Origin of the sequence: Serratia liquefaciens, assembly GCF_027594825.1 — a bacterium.
Taxonomy (GTDB): Bacteria; Pseudomonadota; Gammaproteobacteria; order Enterobacterales; family Enterobacteriaceae; genus Serratia; species Serratia liquefaciens_A.
Window position 1 is genome coordinate 619,731 of sequence record NZ_CP088930.1, and the last position, 16,730, is coordinate 636,460.

Genomic DNA, 16,730 nt, shown 5'->3' on the forward strand with positions numbered 1-16,730 from the left:
CAGTATCGCCCCGTTATTCGATTTACTGCGGTTTCAGCTTGGCAAGAGGTTCAGCCATAAACTGCTGTTTCAGCTCTTGCTTGCTCTTCATCACAATCTGGCCGTCGGTGCCGATGCTCATATGTTGCGGATCGGCATTGTGCAACGACTGCCATAACATGACCGCCTGCAGGCTGTTTTCTTTCTGTTCCGGGGTCAGCGCTACGCCGTCCGGCCATTTGCCCAGCTCAACGGCCAATACCAGCCGTTGATAGATTTCCGGCGTCATGGCGGCAATCAGGTCTTTCACATCCATCAAGGCCTTTCCTCACTCGTGCAAGAATAATTAGCTGAATCGTTTTTTCTAACTCAACGCCGGGTTTAGCCTGCGGTTTTCTCACCGTTCTCACCGTCGGTAAAACTGAGCGACGCCGAGTTAACGCAAAAACGCTCGCCGGTCGGCTGCGGACCGTCGGGGAAGACGTGGCCCAAATGCGCGTCGCAGTGGCCACAGCGGATCTCAACGCGATGCATATTATGTGAATTATCATCAAGATAACGAATAGCATCGTCGGATACCGGCTGATAGAAGCTCGGCCAGCCGCACCCGGAGTCATACTTGCTGTCGGAGTAGAACAGCGGGTGGTTGCAGCACAGGCAATGGTACACGCCCTCGCGTTTGTTGTGCAGCAATTTGCCGGAATACGGCGCCTCGGTACCACGTTCCTGAGTCACATAACGTTGGATTTCATTCAGTTCCGTGGCCGGATGGTCAGGGGTTGTCTCTTTAGCCATTTGTGCGATTCTCTGAATGTGGATAATGTCAACGAAAACAATGAGTAATAATAACAAAAAATTAACAACACTGCAGCGCTTTTTGGCCTAAACTGTAGCCCATAAAGGTCACGTCGCGGCAATATGTGATACCGATCACATATCTTATATGGACTGACTTTATACTTGGCGGTTTGACCCCATATTACGGATGAGGCCGAACGCAAACGGAACGTGCAATAAGCGCTCAAACCAGGCTGCGAGGTTTGATTTGCAGCAAGTATTGACACGATTCCGCTTGACGCTTGGTAAGGTTTTTGTAATTTTACAGGCAACCTTTTATTCACTAACAAATAGCTGGTGGAATATATGACTATCAAAGTAGGTATCAACGGTTTTGGCCGTATCGGTCGCATTGTTTTTCGTGCTGCTCAAGAACGTTCTGACATCGAAATCGTTGCAATCAACGACCTGTTAGACGCAGAGTACATGGCTTACATGCTGAAATATGACTCTACTCACGGCCGCTTCAACGGCACTGTAGAAGTTAAAGACGGCCACCTGGTTGTTAACGGCAAAACCATCCGTTGTACCTCAGAAAGAGATCCGGCTAACCTGAAGTGGAACGAAGTCAACGTTGACGTCGTTGCTGAAGCAACTGGCCTGTTCCTGACTGACGAAACTGCACGTAAACACATCGCTGCAGGCGCTAAGAAAGTTGTTCTGACTGGCCCATCCAAAGACGACACCCCAATGTTCGTTATGGGTGTGAACCACAAATCTTACGCTGGTCAGGAAATCGTTTCTAACGCTTCTTGTACCACCAACTGCCTGGCACCACTGGCTAAAGTTATCAACGACAAGTTCGGCATCGTTGAAGCGCTGATGACCACCGTGCATGCTACTACCGCAACTCAGAAAACCGTTGATGGCCCGTCTCACAAAGACTGGCGCGGCGGCCGCGGCGCATCTCAGAACATCATCCCTTCTTCTACCGGTGCTGCTAAAGCAGTAGGTAAAGTTATCCCAGAACTGAACGGCAAACTGACCGGTATGGCGTTCCGCGTTCCTACTCCGAACGTGTCTGTGGTTGACCTGACTGCCCGTCTGGCAAAACCAGCTTCTTACAAAGAAATCTGTGCGGCTATCAAAGCGGCATCTGAAGGCGAGCTGAAAGGCGTGCTGGGCTACACCGAAGACGAAGTGGTTTCTACCGATTTCAACGGCGAAACTCTGACCTCCGTATTCGATGCCAAAGCCGGTATCGCACTGAGCGACACCTTCGTGAAACTGGTTTCTTGGTACGATAACGAAACTGGTTACTCCAACAAGGTTCTGGATCTGATCGCTCACATCTCCAAATAATGGATTGATGCCAAGCTGATGATGAGGGCGACATTTTTGTCGCCCTTTTTTTGTTTCTACGGCGAACAAAAGGCCAACCGATGAACGAAAAAATTTTCACCCTACCCGTTACTCAGCAAATTTCTCCTTATATCAGCCAACGTCAGCTCGAAGAACTGCCTGTGGTGGTGGTTTCCCACCCGAAAGTACGCGCGGCTATCACACTGCAGGGCGCACATCTGCTGGCCTGGCAACCCAGCGGTGAAAAGCCGGTCATTTGGCTGAGCAACAACACGCCGTTTAAAAAAGGCAATGCTATCCGCGGCGGCGTCCCTATTTGCTGGCCCTGGTTTGGTCCGGTGGCAAAACCGTCGCACGGTTTCGCCCGTAATCAGCCCTGGAGCCTGACGGCGCATGATGAAGATGATAACGGCGTCATTCTGACCTTCACGCTGAAAGACAATGAGCAAACCCGTAGCCTGTGGCCACACGCCTTTACGCTGATTGCCCGCTTCAAGCTAGGCGAGGAGTGCGAAATAGAGCTGGAGTCCCACGGTGATTATCAGGCCACTGCGGCGCTGCATAGCTACTTCCAGATCGGGGACATTGAACAGGTTAAGGTCGCCGGGCTCGGCGTGCCTTATATCGATAAAGTCGCTGGGGGCACCGAAGCCAAACAGACGGGTGACGTGACTTTCGTCGGCCAAACCGATCGGGTCTATACCCAGCCGGAGGCCTTTAGCCTGATCAAAGACGCAGCGCTTCAACGCACCATTGAGGTTCATCACCACCATATGAGTGATGTAATTGCCTGGAACCCTGGCGTAGAGCTTTCTTGCAGCATGGCGGACATGCCTAACGACGGCTATAAAACCATGGTTTGCGTAGAAACCGGCCGCGTCAGCAAACCGCTGATCGCTGCAGGGGAACAACCGGCACGGCTGGCAGTGACCTTCCGCACCCGCAAGAACGCATGATCGCACCAGGGGCGGTGGAAACTGCCGCCCTGCGTTATCGCACTATAGACGTGCAAAAGGGGCGCTAGCGCCCCTTTATGATGCCTGCATTGCACTATTTTCGTGCATTCGCTTTTAGAAGCTGTAGCTCACACCCGTCATCAACAACCCGGTGTAAGATTTATCCACCATCGGGCTGTCTTTCACTTCATCAGACAGTTTGATATAACGACCTACAAAGAAGGCATTCCAGTCTTTGTTGATCTTGTAGTTGGCGCTCAGCTCAGCGTAAGGTGCCCAGCTGTCGCTTGGTGTGTAGCTGTCCAGACCGCTGCGGCGAGATTCGTTATCGTTCACGCCGAAGTAGTATTTATTCTGGTTTTTGCTGCTCCACATCACACCTACGCCAGGGACCAGGGTGAAGTCATCCAGATCAAATTTGTACAGGTAGGCAACGTCACCGATCATACCGTTGCTGTAATTGAGCGTATCGCCGGTAAAGGTGGTGCGCAGGCTGCCCCACTCGGCGTTATGCGTATAAGCCAGACCGGCCATCAGCGTGCCACGGCGCTTGTTCAACTTCTTCATGCGGTCGTCGTCGCTGTCACCCGGACGGTAGCCCAACGGTGAGTAGTAACCCATCAGACTCAGTTGGTTTTCCTGATCTTTCCACAGATAATAGCCGGCGGTCAGGGTACGGAAGTAGAAGTCATCCCCTTCATAGTTGATGACGGGTACCGGATATACGCGGTCCTGATAGCCACGATACGGATCCGGGCTAACCAGCGCGGAAGCACCGAGTGACCAGGTTCCAGCCTGAGCACTTTGCGCACAAACCATTGCGGAAGCGATAATTGCTAGCGTTTTGAGTTGAAAAATCTTCACTGGTTCTTTTTCCATAAATAACAGAGTTAATAGCCGGCTTAGTTTATGTGAAATTGTCGTTACGCGCCTAATCTTTACAATAGAAAACAACCAAGATCGAATAACTTAGAATAGAAATATGAATTAATCATGGCGGAACAGTGACGTTTTTTACCGCAGGCCGCGCCAGACAAGGCATTTGGCTATCCCTGTCATAACTGAGTCATTGATATGACTTAAAAAAAGCTTTTTACCACGCAGGAAATTTTCTGGTATGCAAACTAAGCTTAAATCAGAAGGTGAATGAATCCTGAGCCCAGTGGCAATACAGCGCAACTCGCGATAATAAGCGCACCAAGTTGGCATACGGGTTGCTGTACTCAAGGATAACTTCTTCTTTCGGGGGCCAAAACACAATCATCAGCTCCCTTTAACCTGTGCTAATAACGAAAGGACGGGCATCGCCATGAACATATTTGACCACTATCGCCAGCGCTACGAAGCTGCCAAGGACGAAGAGTTCACACTGCAGGAATTTCTTACCATCTGCCGGCAAGATCGCAGTGCATATGCCAATGCGGCAGAACGTCTACTCATGGCTATCGGTGAACCAGTTATGGTGGATACCGCGCTTGAGTCGCGTATGTCTCGCCTGTTCTCAAACCGCGTGATCGCACGCTATCCGGCATTCGAAGAGTTCTACGGTATGGAAGAAGCTATCGAACAGATAGTCTCTTACCTGAAACATGCCGCTCAGGGCCTCGAAGAGAAGAAACAAATCCTTTATCTGCTGGGCCCCGTCGGCGGCGGTAAATCATCGCTGGCAGAACGCCTGAAAGCGCTGATGCAACGCGTGCCCATTTATACCCTGAGCGCCAACGGCGAACGCAGCCCGGTAAACGACCACCCGCTGTGCCTGTTCAATCCGCAGGAAGATGCCACTATTCTTGAAAAAGAATATAACATTCCGAATCGTTACCTCGGCACCATCATGTCCCCGTGGGCGGCAAAACGCCTGCATGAATTTGGCGGCGACATCACCAAATTCAAAGTGGTCAAGGTGCGCCCTTCCATCCTGGAACAGATAGCCATCGCCAAAACGGAACCGGGTGACGAGAACAACCAGGATATCTCCGCGCTGGTCGGCAAGGTCGATATTCGCAAACTGGAAAACCACGCGCAAAACGATCCGGATGCCTATGGCTATTCCGGCGCCCTGTGCCGTGCCAACCAGGGGATTATGGAGTTCGTGGAGATGTTCAAAGCGCCGATCAAGGTGCTGCATCCTCTGCTGACCGCTACCCAGGAAGGTAACTACAACGGTACCGAAGGGATCTCCGCCCTGCCGTTCAGCGGCATTATTCTGGCGCACTCCAACGAATCCGAATGGGTGACCTTCCGTAACAACAAAAACAACGAGGCCTTCCTCGACCGCGTTTACATCGTCAAGGTGCCTTACTGCCTGCGAGTTTCGGAAGAGATCAAAATCTACGACAAACTCCTGGATCACAGCGAACTGACCCATGCGCCGTGCGCCCCTGGCACGCTTGAAACCTTAGCGCGCTTTACCGTACTCTCACGCATGAAAGAGCCGGAAAACTCAAGCATCTACTCGAAGATGCGCGTCTATGACGGCGAAAGCCTGAAGGATACCGATCCTAAAGCCAAGTCGTACCAGGAATACCGCGACTACGCCGGGGTCGATGAAGGCATGAACGGCCTGTCCACCCGTTTCGCATTTAAAATTCTGTCGCGGGTGTTCAACTTTGATCACGCTGAGGTCGCCGCTAACCCGGTTCACCTGTTCTACGTGCTGGAACAGCAGATCGAACGTGAGCAATTCCCGCAAGATCTGGCAGAGAAATACCTGGAGCACCTGAAAGGCTACCTGATCCCGAAATACGCCGAGTTTATCGGCAAAGAGATCCAGACGGCCTACCTAGAATCTTATTCGGAATACGGTCAAAACATTTTTGACCGCTACGTGACCTATGCAGATTTCTGGATCCAGGATCAAGAGTACCGTGATCCGGATACCGGTCAGCTGTTCGATCGCGAGTCGCTGAACGCCGAGCTGGAGAAAATCGAGAAACCGGCCGGCATCAGTAACCCGAAAGATTTCCGCAACGAAATAGTCAACTTCGTGCTGCGCGCCCGTGCTAACAATAGTGGCCGTAACCCTAACTGGACCAGCTATGAGAAGCTGCGTACCGTGATCGAGAAGAAAATGTTCTCGAACACCGAAGAGTTACTGCCGGTGATTTCCTTTAACGCAAAAACCTCAACGGACGAGCAGAAAAAACACGACGACTTCGTCGATCGCATGATGGAGAAAGGCTACACCCGCAAACAGGTTCGTCTGCTGTGTGAATGGTATCTGCGGGTCAGAAAGTCTTCGTAACGTCTAATGAGAATTAGCGTCATGGAGATGGCGTAGAAAGTTGGCAACGTCGTTTGGGGGAAGTATGGCCTATTTCATTGACCGACGGCTTAACGGCAAAAACAAGAGCACGGTTAACCGTCAGCGCTTCTTGCGCCGCTACAAGTCGCAAATCAAACAGTCGATTGCCGAAGCCATCAACAAGCGTTCGGTCACCGACGTAGACAGTGGGGAGTCCGTCTCGATCCCCGCTGGCGACATCAACGAACCTATGTTTCATCAGGGTCGCGGTGGCACACGCCACCGCGTTCATCCGGGTAATGACCACTTTGTGCAAAATGACCGCGTCGAACGCCCTCAGGGCGGCGGCGGCGGTGGCAGCGGTCAGGGAAATGCCAGCCAGGATGGTGAAGGCGAAGACGAGTTTGTTTTCCAGATATCCAAGGACGAATACCTCGACCTGCTGTTTGAAGATCTGGCGCTGCCGAACCTGAAAAAGAATCAGTATAAGCAGCTTACCGAGTACAAAACCCATCGGGCCGGTTACACCGCCAACGGCGTACCGGCCAATATCAGCGTGGTGCGTTCGTTGCAAAACTCGCTGGCGCGCCGCACTGCCATGACCGCAGGAAAACGTCGCGCTTTGCATGAGTTGGAAGACGAACTCACCCAGATGGAAAACACCGAACCTGTGCAGTTGCTGGAAGAAGAACGGCTGCGCAAGGAAATAGCCGAACTGAGAAAGAAAATCGAAAGCGTGCCGTTTATCGACACCTTTGATTTACGCTATAAGAACTATGAGCGCCGACCGGAGCCCTCCAGCCAGGCGGTGATGTTCTGCCTGATGGACGTTTCCGGCTCCATGGACCAGGCCACCAAGGACATGGCCAAGCGTTTCTATATTCTGCTCTATCTGTTCCTGAGCCGAACCTATAAAAACGTCGAGGTGGTGTATATTCGCCACCATACCCAGGCGAAGGAAGTGGATGAGCAGGAGTTCTTCTACTCGCAGGAGACTGGCGGCACCATAGTGTCCAGCGCGCTGAAACTGATGAATGAAGTGGTTGAGGAACGTTACGATCCGGCGCAATGGAACATCTACGCCGCGCAAGCGTCGGACGGTGACAACTGGGCCGATGACTCGCCGCTGTGTCACGAACTGCTGGCGAAAAAGCTGCTGCCGATGGTTCGCTACTACAGCTACATTGAAATCACCCGCCGTGCCCACCAGACACTGTGGCGCGAATACGAGGACCTGCAGGCAAAATTCGAAAACTTTGCCATGCAGCATATCCGCGAACCGGACGATATTTACCCGGTATTCCGCGAGCTTTTCCACAAGCAGACAGTTTAACATCAAATAAAATCTTTTAAATCAGCCGGCTAACGTCGTTAGCCGGTTATCTCCCCGTTCTGACTTATCCCGTAGCGCCGCTCTCGTTCGGCATCGGGTATGAAAATCAACGTGAGTTTGTTTATGATGAACCGTACCCACGTAAAATTGAATAATCGAAACCTGGGGCCTGACGAAACTACAATTTGTTCATTTTGAATCTGATGGTGACATCCATATTCTTATAGGGCTTGTTTTTCTCATAGCGCCACTGGGCCATCGCAATGATAGCCTTATCTTCAAACAGTCCACGAGGTTTGGCATCGAGGATCCTTAATTCACTCACCTTCCCATCGGCACCGACATCAAACTGAATTTTTACGTAGCCTTCAATAGTATGGTCAACGGCATAGACAGGATACAGGGGGTTGACCTGTGACAAGAGCTTGGGTTTTGGGCCTTGCGCAGTATCGGGTGAAACACAGGCACTGAGAGTCAGTATAATTAACAAAGTCAAAGGCTTTAACATAGCAACATCCTGTTGGCGAAAGTTCCGACCCAGTCTAATTTATGTCGTAATAGAAATCATTATCAATAGAAAAACTCAATATAGCGCGTAACTTGCCCAGTCGCTCAATTCGCATTCTCCCTGCGCATTTCAGCGTGAAAAACTGCCGACCTCCCCCAACGGTCAGAGCGTTCCTTTCACCGGGAAAAAGAAAACCACTTCCGGATCCTGCTCATCAAGGTTATCAATACGACCACTCTCAATAAATCCGGTCTTCGACAGTAGCTTTATCATCGGTAAATTCGAGCGATTGGTTGAGGTGAAAAGTTTCGGACGCATACAGATCTTTTTAAAATATTCGATAAATTTTAACCCCACCTTTTTACGTCTCATCAAGCTGCCAACCATAAGAATTTCTATAAATCCACTGTCGTAAAAGTGATAGTGTAATACGCCGTAAGCCGCGACCACGCCCTCGATTTCAGCGACGTGACAGACGCCAGCCTCGCACCACTCGCCTATCTGAGCATAGCGACACGGATCCTGTGATGCCAAGGTATCAAGGTCAATCAATAGGTTAGCATCCGTTACTGTTGCCAGGCGAAAAATCAATTTCGGCTCCCCGCTATTTTTGTGGTTAACGAGCATCATTCGCTGAGGTAATTCCTAATTACGTTTTTACCCATTGCGCCAATTAGGAATATTCCTATTTAATGAATGGCCAAATTGCCATCTCAGGTGAATGCCATGGAATTACTTCCCTTTGCAATCATCGTCGTTTTGATCGCAGTTGTCGTATTTTCCTTTGTCATGTATTTACGACAAAGAAGAGTAAGTACTTTCAACGCCAAGCGGAAACGACGTTAGGACGCCCCTCCACAAGGAAGTGGTTAACAGCACCACTCCGCCTCATTCTTTTCAACGTCCTTGCCGGTTTTCCATCGCACGCGCGCATCATACTTTTCTGAGGATATTCTGATACCTGCACCATTACGGATTTTCTGCTTGTCGCTGAAATTCAGGTGCGTTACTGTCGCCATCTGGAGACACACACCATCACATAACCAGAACAACATCCAGTTTGTCGCTATCATCCCTTAATCCCGCCGCTGTGCGGGATTTTTTTATGCCGCACAGAGCCGCTCAACATAATGAGGCCCCCATATCCCTGCTGCCAGAAACTGACAGTGGCTGCCATTACACTCGTCATGCACGCAGGACGAAACCTTCCTGCCCTTTATCAGCCACACAAGGAAATCGCCGCCAGTGACGCGTATTGTGACCATTCTTACCGATAATTTCTCTGATTGGGAAACTGCCCTGATCAACTCCACTTGCCGTGGCTATTATGGTTTCGAGACTCGTTTTGCCTCCCCCAATGGCGTCCCTGTCATTTCCTCCGGCGGCATGCACGTGACCCCCAATATGGCGATCGAAGCTATCCAATTGAGCGAGGTAGATCTGTTGATCCTATGCGGAGGCACGGTATGGCGAACCGATCAGGCCCCGGATATCTCTGGCATGGTAGCGGAGGCTCACAGCAAAAATATCATCGTCGCCGGCATTTGCGATGGAACCCGCGTTTTGGCACAGGCGGGCATACTTGATCATCTTCGTCACACCTCCAATTCGGCTGAGAACTTATCGCAACTAAACTATGGCGGAGCTGAATATTATCAGGATGTGCCCTACGCCGTAGCCGACCAGCGCGTTGTAACCGCGCCCGGCAGCGCACCGGTGAGTTTTATGGCGGAGATCCTGAACCTGTTGGGGGTTAGCGATGACAACCTTAAGGCCTACCTGGCCATGCACGCGGCTGAACACAGCAAACCGTTAGAGAGCACAGTTATCGGCTTTTAACGCGATGCCAATTGGCCACTGTAGAGGACGGGCCCCGTAGGCTGTCCGGTTGGTGAACCACCTGCAGGTTCCAGACTGATAGCGATAGTCATATCCGCTGCCCATTTTAGGTTCCCCAACGAGACTCTGGTGAGGTGTTGTGCTGTAACCAGCCCCAGCGATAGCGGTTTTTCTCCGCTGGGGATAGCCCATAACTGCAGGCTGTTTACCGCCGCTACAGGTTTGAGGTTAACCGGCGTCAGTTGCAGATTCCGCGCCTCCCTATCCAGGCTCACTATCCATTGTCCACTGCTGTTTGGGCTACCGTTAAGCACCGCCGTAGGGGTGAACCCCTGAGGCTGCTCAATAATACGTGGGATCAGTACCACTGCGAATAAGCAGGCCGCCAATGCCCAGACCAAAGAGTCCCAACGCCAGCGAGGCTGACGCGCCCCTGGCGGCAGGTTAAGCTGTATTTTTTTCCACACCCTGCCAGGAGGAGCTATCGGCGCCAGAGCATCATCCAAAGGGGCCAATAATCTCTGCCACTGGGCAACTTGTTCCGCCAACGCAGGCTCTCGGCGGATCCGCTGTTCCAGCCTGAATCTCGCCGGTCCCCGCAGGGTTCCCAGCGCATATTCCGCGGCCAAAGCTGAGTCGTACTCCCCCCTGTCTTTCATAATCCCACGCACTCTTTTAGGTGTTCGAGCGCTCGGCGAATCCAACTTTTGATGGTGCCAAGCGGTTGCTGGAGATAATCAGACACCTCACCGTGCGACATCCCCTGATAATAGGCCAGTACAATGCTTTGCCGTTGATCGGCCGGCAAGTGATCTAAACACGAGGCCAGCTTTTTTCCTTCCTGGGTACGTTGCAACGCTTCGCCAGGTTCAGCAGAACTTGTGCTGTCCGTTTCAACAAACTCGTCCTCTTGCGCTGCGAGCTTGCCACCCGTGCTGCGCAACCAGTCAATGGCGCGGTTACGCACAATATGGGTGAGCCAGGTTAGAGGAGAGCTGAGCGAGGGATCGTAACTGGCGGCCTTACTCCAGGCACTGATAAAGCTCTCATGCAGCACTTCTTCCGCCCAGGATTGCCGCCTGAGCATGCACAAGGCTACCGCAAATAAGCGTGGTGACGTCTGACGATAGAGCTGCTCAAAAGCCTGACGATCGCCACGACTTATGGCCTTCATCAACGCCTTATCTCGTTCCTGTTCCGATGCCGATGTCGTCATGTCTTATCCTGATGAAGGTGCGGTTGTTCAGACCAACCGCACCAAGTATAGCCACAATTTATTTAGGCATCAGGACAGTATCAATAACATCAATCACACCATTCTTCTGGTACACATCATAAGTACTGATATTAGCGACGTTGCCTTTTCCATCTTTGAGCTGGATATTATGTGGCCCATTATTCATGATCCACAGAGATTGCCCATTCACCGTTTTCAGTTCCGCCGAACCGTTCCCCTCGTGGATTTTCTTTTCCAGCTGTTTCATGTCGTATCTGCCAGCGACTACGTGGTAAGTCAGTACGCTGGTCAACACGGCCTTATTTTCAGGCTTAAGCAGATTATCGACGGTGCCGGCGGGTAATTTTGCGAAAGCGGCGTTGGTTGGCGCGAACACGGTGAAGGGACCTTTCCCTTGTAGAGTATCCACCAGCCCAGCGGCCTTGACCGCCGCCACCAGCGTTGAATGGTCTTTGGAATTAAGGGCGTTCTCAATGATATTTTTGCTCGGATACATGGCGGCCCCGCCTACCATGACCTGATCGGACATCATGGCGGCCGCTGATGCGCCGCTGAACAGGATTGATGCATATAATGCGGTGTAGATGAGCTTTTTCATGATCATTTCCTCAAAGATAAAAGAAGTGAAGTTTTGCCTCACATTCGGATATACGTAAGAGGAGATACTTTTGGATGCACCAGAGGAAAAATATTTAACGTCGCGCGTAAGTAAACTGGAATAAAAAAGCCCCGTTGTTGCATACGGGGCGCAATCAGCTGGTTTAAGAGGCGTTTGCCGCCTCATCAATCAATGCGGCTATTTCTTTCGGGTGCGAAGCAAGAGAAGCGTGGCTGGCATCCAGCGTAATCACCTTTTTCGCCTTTAAACGCGCAGACATTCGCTGCTGGTTTTCGGGCGCTATCATCCGGTCATTGCTGGAGATTTGGTACCAGGAGGGTTTGTGTTTCCACGCCGGCTCAGTGATCGCATTGCCGAAGGTGCTGGCCAACGGTGCCTTTTGCGTTACCGCCATCACCAATGCCTCATCAGCAGGCAGATCCTGGCAGAAGCTTTCGTGGAACTTGTCTGTCTTAATCCATAAATAACCGTCGCTGTCCGGCGCCAGGTTCGCTGCCGCTATTGGCGGATGTTGCTGGGTGATGCCACCGGGACTTTCGCCGGCGTCCGGTGCGAAGGCGGCGATGTAAACCAAACCCACCACGTTGGGCTGATTGCCCATTTCACTGAGCACCGCGCCACCATAAGAGTGGCCGACCAACAGCACCGGCCCCTGCTGCTGCGCCACCATCTTACGGGTGCGTTCAGCATCGTCTGCCAGCGACGTCAGCGGCATTTCTACAGCTTGAATCGAGCGATATCCCTTGTGCGATAATTCGGTAATGACTTTGCTCCAGTGCGCTGCACCGCCCCAGAATCCATGGACCAGGACTACGGTAGGTTTTGCCTTCATTACTGATTCCTTCTTTAACATGGAGGCGCTACGCCAGGCTTGGACATCCGCACTACTGTGTTTTCAGCGCCATTGCCTCAAGCCCAAACGCCTTGAAATACCCTCTTGTATATAGTTCAGAACAAGAGTTTCCAGCAATAGCTACGAATAGTTAATCCGAGATCGGACCTGTTCTGGTTAGCCCTTTCGGCTTGGGTCATTTTCCAAATTTCAGTCGCCGTAGACTCACCAAGCGGCCTTACAACGAGATTAAAACTAGGATTTATACCTATAACGATCTAAAATCCCATGAAAAAACAAAGAGAAGTATTTTCACCAATATCAATAGGGAATTTTTACGTGAAGGAAATGATCTCCATTCTTTTTATCGTAAGCCTGCTGGCGATGCTTTTTTCGTGGTTATTCGTCTATAGCCTCAATATTCATTAACGCCCTGCGATAATAAAAAACCCCGGCATGCATCGATGCCAGGGTTATCAAAGCTGTGCTGCAGCCGTTCCGGTGAGGAAACCGGGCGACTACTGTTTCGTCTGGATCCAGAATGCGTGGATCAGGCCCGGGAAGTAGCCAAACAAGGTGAGGATAATATTGAGGATAAACGCGCCGCCTATACCTTTATCCAGCAGTACGCCCAGCGGGGGCAGGATGATGGTAAATACGATTCTCCAAAAACTCATAATAGCGCCTCATTTTGTTCTACAAGGCATCAACATATTATATCTGCTTAACATTTTCAAATGGCGTCCTGCAAAACTCTGTTCAACATGGCATGAGAAATGCCTATAGCCACAGTAATTGTGCTGATACCTGCCAACATTGAATAAACAATTAATAAGCATTGATTATGTAGGGTCAAGCCCTTAAAATTTGTAACTTAACACTACAACTGGGTAAGGTTTCATGTCGTCGCTGTGGGTTGCAACACAATACTTTTATTTAATTGGCTTGGTAGTTTCTATGATTTTCACCTATCTGGTCAGCCGGGACACCATAAAGATTCGTTTTCTCAGTGCCTTAACGATTGGTTTGACCTGGCCCCTGAGCCTACCGGTAGTGTTGATGTTCTCCTTGTTCTGACGCTGCAGAAACCAACCCCGTCACACGCTGACGGGGTGATATCACCGCCTCCTGAATCAGAAATCGTATCCCACGGTCGCCACCACGGAGCGTTCCGCGCCCCAGTAGCAATAGCCGGTCCCATAGCAGGCCGCGACATATTTCCGGTCGGTCAGATTATTCACATTCAGTTGCACATAGGCGCCTTTCAACGACGGATTCACCCTGTCCAGATTCATCCGCACCGAGGCATCCAACAGCGTCACGGAAGGAATTCGCAACGTATTCTCATTATCGGCCCACTGCTTGCCGATATAACGTACGCCGGCACCAAGATCCACGCCGTAAGCGGTGGCGTATTTGCCCCACAGTGAAGCCATTTGCTCCGGTGCGAGATACGGTGTATTGCCGTCGTTGCCATCAATGGCATCTTTGAATTTCACTTTATTGTAGGTATAGCCGGCGATCAGATCGAAATGTTCAGTTACCTTGCTGCGGGCCTCCAGTTCAATCCCCTGAGAATGCACCTTGCCGGCCGGCAGGTAATAGCTTTGTTGCACCACTCGGTTAGCCACATCTTTCTGCGTCAGGTCATACAGCGCCACGCTGTATATTGAGGCACTGCCTGGTGGCTGGTACTTCAGGCCCACCTCATACTGCTCGCTGGTGCTCGGTTTGAGCATATGCCCGCTTTGATCGGGCAGCGCCTCCGGGGTAACCGCCGTGCTGTAGCTGGCATAAGGCGAGAAACCATTATCGAAGCGATACAACAGCGAAGCGCGGCCGCTAAAATTGTCGTCGGTACGAGCATCGCTAGCGCCGGTGTTAAGCACCGTATTTTTAGACTCGATACGGTCGAAACGCCCGGAGAGATTCAGGTACCAATTCTGTAGGCTGATTTCATCCTGCAGATAAACCCCGGTTTGCTCATAGTGACGTCGGGAATCGGTATGTGTCAGGTTGGTTAATGCGTCGCCGCCGGACACCCCGGTATAAGGATTAAGCTGCGAAGCTGCCGCAGATTCATCCCAAAGATTATTACGCAGGCGCTGGTAATCCAGACCCAGCATCACCTTGTGATCCAACGGCCCGGTAGCAAAATCGGCTTCCAGCTGGTTATCGACGGCGAATGCATCCAGCGAGGTGGCTGAACCGCTGTAATAGCGATTCAACAGGCTGTGATCGTCATTCCAGCCAATCTGGTACACCTGCTGTAATTCAACATTGGAATGGGTGTAACTGGCATTCTGGCGGAATGACCAAACATCGTTAAAACTGTGCGAAAAAGCGTAGCTGTAAATCTGCTCCCAACGTTTGAACACATTGCGGCTGCTTTCACCATCAAAGAAGCCACGCCCCAGCTTGTCACCGGTGCTGGAATAGAGGCTGCCATCTGCCGGTACCGCACTGTGATAACCGCCGGACGGATCTTTTTGCAGGTAAGCTTTCAGCAGCAGCGAGGTATTTTCATCCGGCTGCCACAGCAATGAAGGTGAAATGGCATATCTTTCCTCACGCTGATGGTCGTACATGGTTTCGCTGCTGCGCGTCATCCCGGTCAATCGATAAGCCCACTGTTCCGACAGCGGGCCGGTCACATCGAAAGCGCCCCCCTGGGTGCTGTTATTGCCTGCCATCAGGTTAACGTGCCCTTCCGTGGCAAACTGGGGTCGCTTGGAGGTCAAAGCGACCAAGCCGCCCGGAATGCTTTGCCCGTACATGACCGATGAAGGCCCTTTGATAACGTCGATGCGTTCCAGGAACCAGGGATCAACCTGCAGGGCATTATAGGTGCCGCCGTCACTCAATAACCGCAAACCATCAAGGAAAGTGTTATTAACGTCGCCACCGTGAAAACCACGTAACGCAATGGTGTCATAGCGCGTGGCACCACCGGAAAAGTTGGTGAAAACACCGGGGGCATATTTCAGGGCATCGTTAACCGTTTGGGTATTCTGATCCGTCATTTGTTGGCGCGTCACCACCGAAACGGACTGTGCAGTCAGAATCAACGGCTTATCGGTTTTGGTCGCCCCCTGGCTGGTCGTGGCCTGATAGCCATGGGTTGCTGCCTCCGCCGTATCGGCAGGTTTAGCGGTAACGACCAGGGTATCCTCAGCAAGAGACGCCAGTGGCAGGAACATTGCGAACGCGCATAAAACCCGTGACCGTTTGACAGGAAAAATCATCGGCATACCTGTAATCCCCAGTAAAAATCATTAAATGACACCCAAAGGCTCCCCTGTCAGCAGCGCTGGCTGACAACTTGCTCAAAGGTTCAATCGGTGTGTTGAATGTAAACAAAGTGAAATATTAATGATAATTATTATCTTTATCGATAGAGAATTTCAAGTATCAGGCAAATTTTAATAAGCAAACAAAGCATCCTGTTCAGATCGATAGCACCTGAACCAGAAAGCGTTTATACATCTGAAAAAAAAGATAAAAAAAAAGCCAGCTCCAGGCTGGCAAGAAAACGGGATGTCATGTGAACCCTGTCAGGCCAGACGAGCGGAGCGCATAAGGAGACAACCCTTCACCTCTCAACTGGCAATCAATAATGATAACGACTATCATTATCCTTTAGGAATGAATTTCTACCTACAACTTTCTGACGTTACGTCTCGATTAAGGTTCAACGAGATCGTTTAATGAACCAGGTATGCAAGCGTCCCGCCACCAGCAAAATGCCACCAAGCAGAACATTCGCCACAACCCACAGCGTTAATATGTATATAAAAGTCTGGTAAAGTGGAATTCCCCGAGCGGCAGAAAAGGGATTAATGTGCCAAACGCGAATAATAAAGAAGGGATTTAGGTTAAACCATTGGCAAAATAAAGCGACCAACAGCGGCGGCAGGAAAAAATAAAATCCCAGCGTAGCTATCAGCAAGTACAGCGCGAAGCGCTCGTTTTTATACTCTTTCATATCAATGAATTACCATTATAATTCAGCCACAACAAGCTTGGGCATGACGTTTTGAACAG

19 protein-coding genes are annotated in these 16,730 nt (G+C 50.9%); 6 read left to right on the forward strand and 13 right to left on the reverse strand.

Annotation, left to right across the window (positions count from 1 at the left end; translation table 11 throughout):
* Positions 1–22: 22 nt before the first annotated feature.
* On the reverse strand, positions 23–295 hold the full coding sequence (locus tag LQ945_RS02745; RefSeq protein WP_044551767.1) for a YeaC family protein: 273 nt from the start codon (positions 293–295) through the stop codon (positions 23–25).
* A 65-nt stretch (positions 296–360) separates the two neighbouring features.
* A complete protein-coding gene (gene msrB / locus LQ945_RS02750) occupies positions 361–774 on the reverse strand; it encodes a peptide-methionine (R)-S-oxide reductase MsrB (RefSeq protein ID WP_020827211.1) in 414 nt (137 codons plus the stop codon).
* A 348-nt stretch (positions 775–1,122) separates the two neighbouring features.
* On the opposite strand from msrB, the gene gapA reads away from it, so the two are divergent.
* Both gapA and LQ945_RS02760 read left to right on the forward strand, forming a co-directional pair.
* Positions 1,123–2,118, forward strand: coding sequence for a glyceraldehyde-3-phosphate dehydrogenase (gapA, locus tag LQ945_RS02755; RefSeq protein ID WP_012145453.1), 996 nt, complete (start codon positions 1,123–1,125; stop codon positions 2,116–2,118).
* Positions 2,119–2,198: 80 nt separating this feature from the next.
* Complete coding sequence (locus LQ945_RS02760) at positions 2,199–3,074, forward strand: D-hexose-6-phosphate mutarotase (protein WP_182822087.1); 876 nt, start codon at positions 2,199–2,201, stop codon at positions 3,072–3,074.
* A 114-nt stretch (positions 3,075–3,188) separates the two neighbouring features.
* Here LQ945_RS02760 and LQ945_RS02765 read toward each other — a convergent pair whose 3' ends face one another.
* The gene (locus LQ945_RS02765; RefSeq protein WP_270102213.1) at positions 3,189–3,953 is read right to left on the reverse strand and encodes a MipA/OmpV family protein; all 765 of its coding nucleotides are present in this window, start codon (positions 3,951–3,953) and stop codon (positions 3,189–3,191) included.
* A gap of 430 nt (positions 3,954–4,383) precedes the next feature.
* On the opposite strand from LQ945_RS02765, the gene yeaG reads away from it, so the two are divergent.
* Both yeaG and LQ945_RS02775 read left to right on the forward strand, forming a co-directional pair.
* Entirely contained in the window at positions 4,384–6,318 is a 1,935-nt protein-coding gene (gene yeaG, locus LQ945_RS02770) for a protein kinase YeaG (protein ID WP_020827214.1), read from the forward strand.
* Positions 6,319–6,382: 64 nt separating this feature from the next.
* Positions 6,383–7,651, forward strand: coding sequence for a YeaH/YhbH family protein (locus LQ945_RS02775; RefSeq protein WP_262241383.1), 1,269 nt, complete (start codon positions 6,383–6,385; stop codon positions 7,649–7,651).
* A gap of 178 nt (positions 7,652–7,829) precedes the next feature.
* On the opposite strand, the gene LQ945_RS02780 is transcribed toward LQ945_RS02775, so the two are convergent.
* The 3 genes from LQ945_RS02780 to LQ945_RS02790 form a co-directional block, all read right to left on the reverse strand.
* Positions 7,830–8,159: a TonB family protein gene (locus LQ945_RS02780; RefSeq protein ID WP_262241382.1), complete on the reverse strand. Its 330-nt coding sequence runs from the start codon at positions 8,157–8,159 to the stop codon at positions 7,830–7,832.
* A 162-nt stretch (positions 8,160–8,321) separates the two neighbouring features.
* Positions 8,322–8,789, reverse strand: coding sequence for a GNAT family N-acetyltransferase (locus LQ945_RS02785; protein ID WP_270102214.1), 468 nt, complete (start codon positions 8,787–8,789; stop codon positions 8,322–8,324).
* Between the two features lie 239 nt (positions 8,790–9,028).
* Positions 9,029–9,232 carry a hypothetical protein gene (locus tag LQ945_RS02790; RefSeq protein WP_270102215.1) on the reverse strand — a complete coding sequence of 68 codons (204 nt, stop codon included), beginning with the start codon at positions 9,230–9,232 and terminating at the stop codon, positions 9,029–9,031.
* A gap of 172 nt (positions 9,233–9,404) precedes the next feature.
* Between LQ945_RS02790 and LQ945_RS02795 the strand changes: the two genes are divergently transcribed.
* A complete protein-coding gene (locus tag LQ945_RS02795; protein ID WP_270102216.1) occupies positions 9,405–9,998 on the forward strand; it encodes a type 1 glutamine amidotransferase family protein in 594 nt (197 codons plus the stop codon).
* Here LQ945_RS02795 and LQ945_RS02800 read toward each other — a convergent pair.
* The 5 genes from LQ945_RS02800 to LQ945_RS02820 all read right to left on the reverse strand — a co-directional run bounded on the left by LQ945_RS02800 (position 9,995) and on the right by LQ945_RS02820 (position 13,363).
* Entirely contained in the window at positions 9,995–10,657 is a 663-nt protein-coding gene (locus LQ945_RS02800) for an anti-sigma factor (RefSeq protein WP_269935121.1), read from the reverse strand. The two genes, LQ945_RS02795 and LQ945_RS02800, sit on opposite strands and share 4 nt — an antisense overlap.
* A complete protein-coding gene (locus tag LQ945_RS02805) occupies positions 10,654–11,214 on the reverse strand; it encodes an RNA polymerase sigma factor (protein WP_269935120.1) in 561 nt (186 codons plus the stop codon). Before LQ945_RS02805 ends, LQ945_RS02800 begins: the two co-directional genes overlap by 4 nt.
* A gap of 58 nt (positions 11,215–11,272) precedes the next feature.
* On the reverse strand, positions 11,273–11,833 hold the full coding sequence (locus LQ945_RS02810; protein ID WP_269935119.1) for a fasciclin domain-containing protein: 561 nt from the start codon (positions 11,831–11,833) through the stop codon (positions 11,273–11,275).
* 163 nt (positions 11,834–11,996) lie between these two features.
* A complete protein-coding gene (locus tag LQ945_RS02815) occupies positions 11,997–12,686 on the reverse strand; it encodes an alpha/beta hydrolase (protein ID WP_269935118.1) in 690 nt (229 codons plus the stop codon).
* 518 nt (positions 12,687–13,204) lie between these two features.
* Positions 13,205–13,363, reverse strand: a complete 159-nt coding sequence (locus LQ945_RS02820; RefSeq protein WP_020827220.1) for a YqaE/Pmp3 family membrane protein — start codon at positions 13,361–13,363, stop codon at positions 13,205–13,207.
* A 223-nt stretch (positions 13,364–13,586) separates the two neighbouring features.
* Here LQ945_RS02820 and LQ945_RS02825 point away from each other — a divergent pair, with 223 nt between their 5' ends.
* Positions 13,587–13,763: a GhoT/OrtT family toxin gene (locus LQ945_RS02825; RefSeq protein WP_020827221.1), complete on the forward strand. Its 177-nt coding sequence runs from the start codon at positions 13,587–13,589 to the stop codon at positions 13,761–13,763.
* Between the two features lie 56 nt (positions 13,764–13,819).
* On the opposite strand, the gene LQ945_RS02830 is transcribed toward LQ945_RS02825, so the two are convergent.
* The gene (locus LQ945_RS02830) at positions 13,820–15,937 is read right to left on the reverse strand and encodes a TonB-dependent siderophore receptor (protein ID WP_269935117.1); all 2,118 of its coding nucleotides are present in this window, start codon (positions 15,935–15,937) and stop codon (positions 13,820–13,822) included.
* Positions 15,938–16,377: 440 nt separating this feature from the next.
* Positions 16,378–16,671 (reverse strand): hypothetical protein, encoded by a 294-nt coding sequence (locus LQ945_RS02835; RefSeq protein WP_262241375.1) that lies wholly within the window; start codon positions 16,669–16,671, stop codon positions 16,378–16,380.
* Between the last annotated feature and the right edge of the window lie 59 nt (positions 16,672–16,730).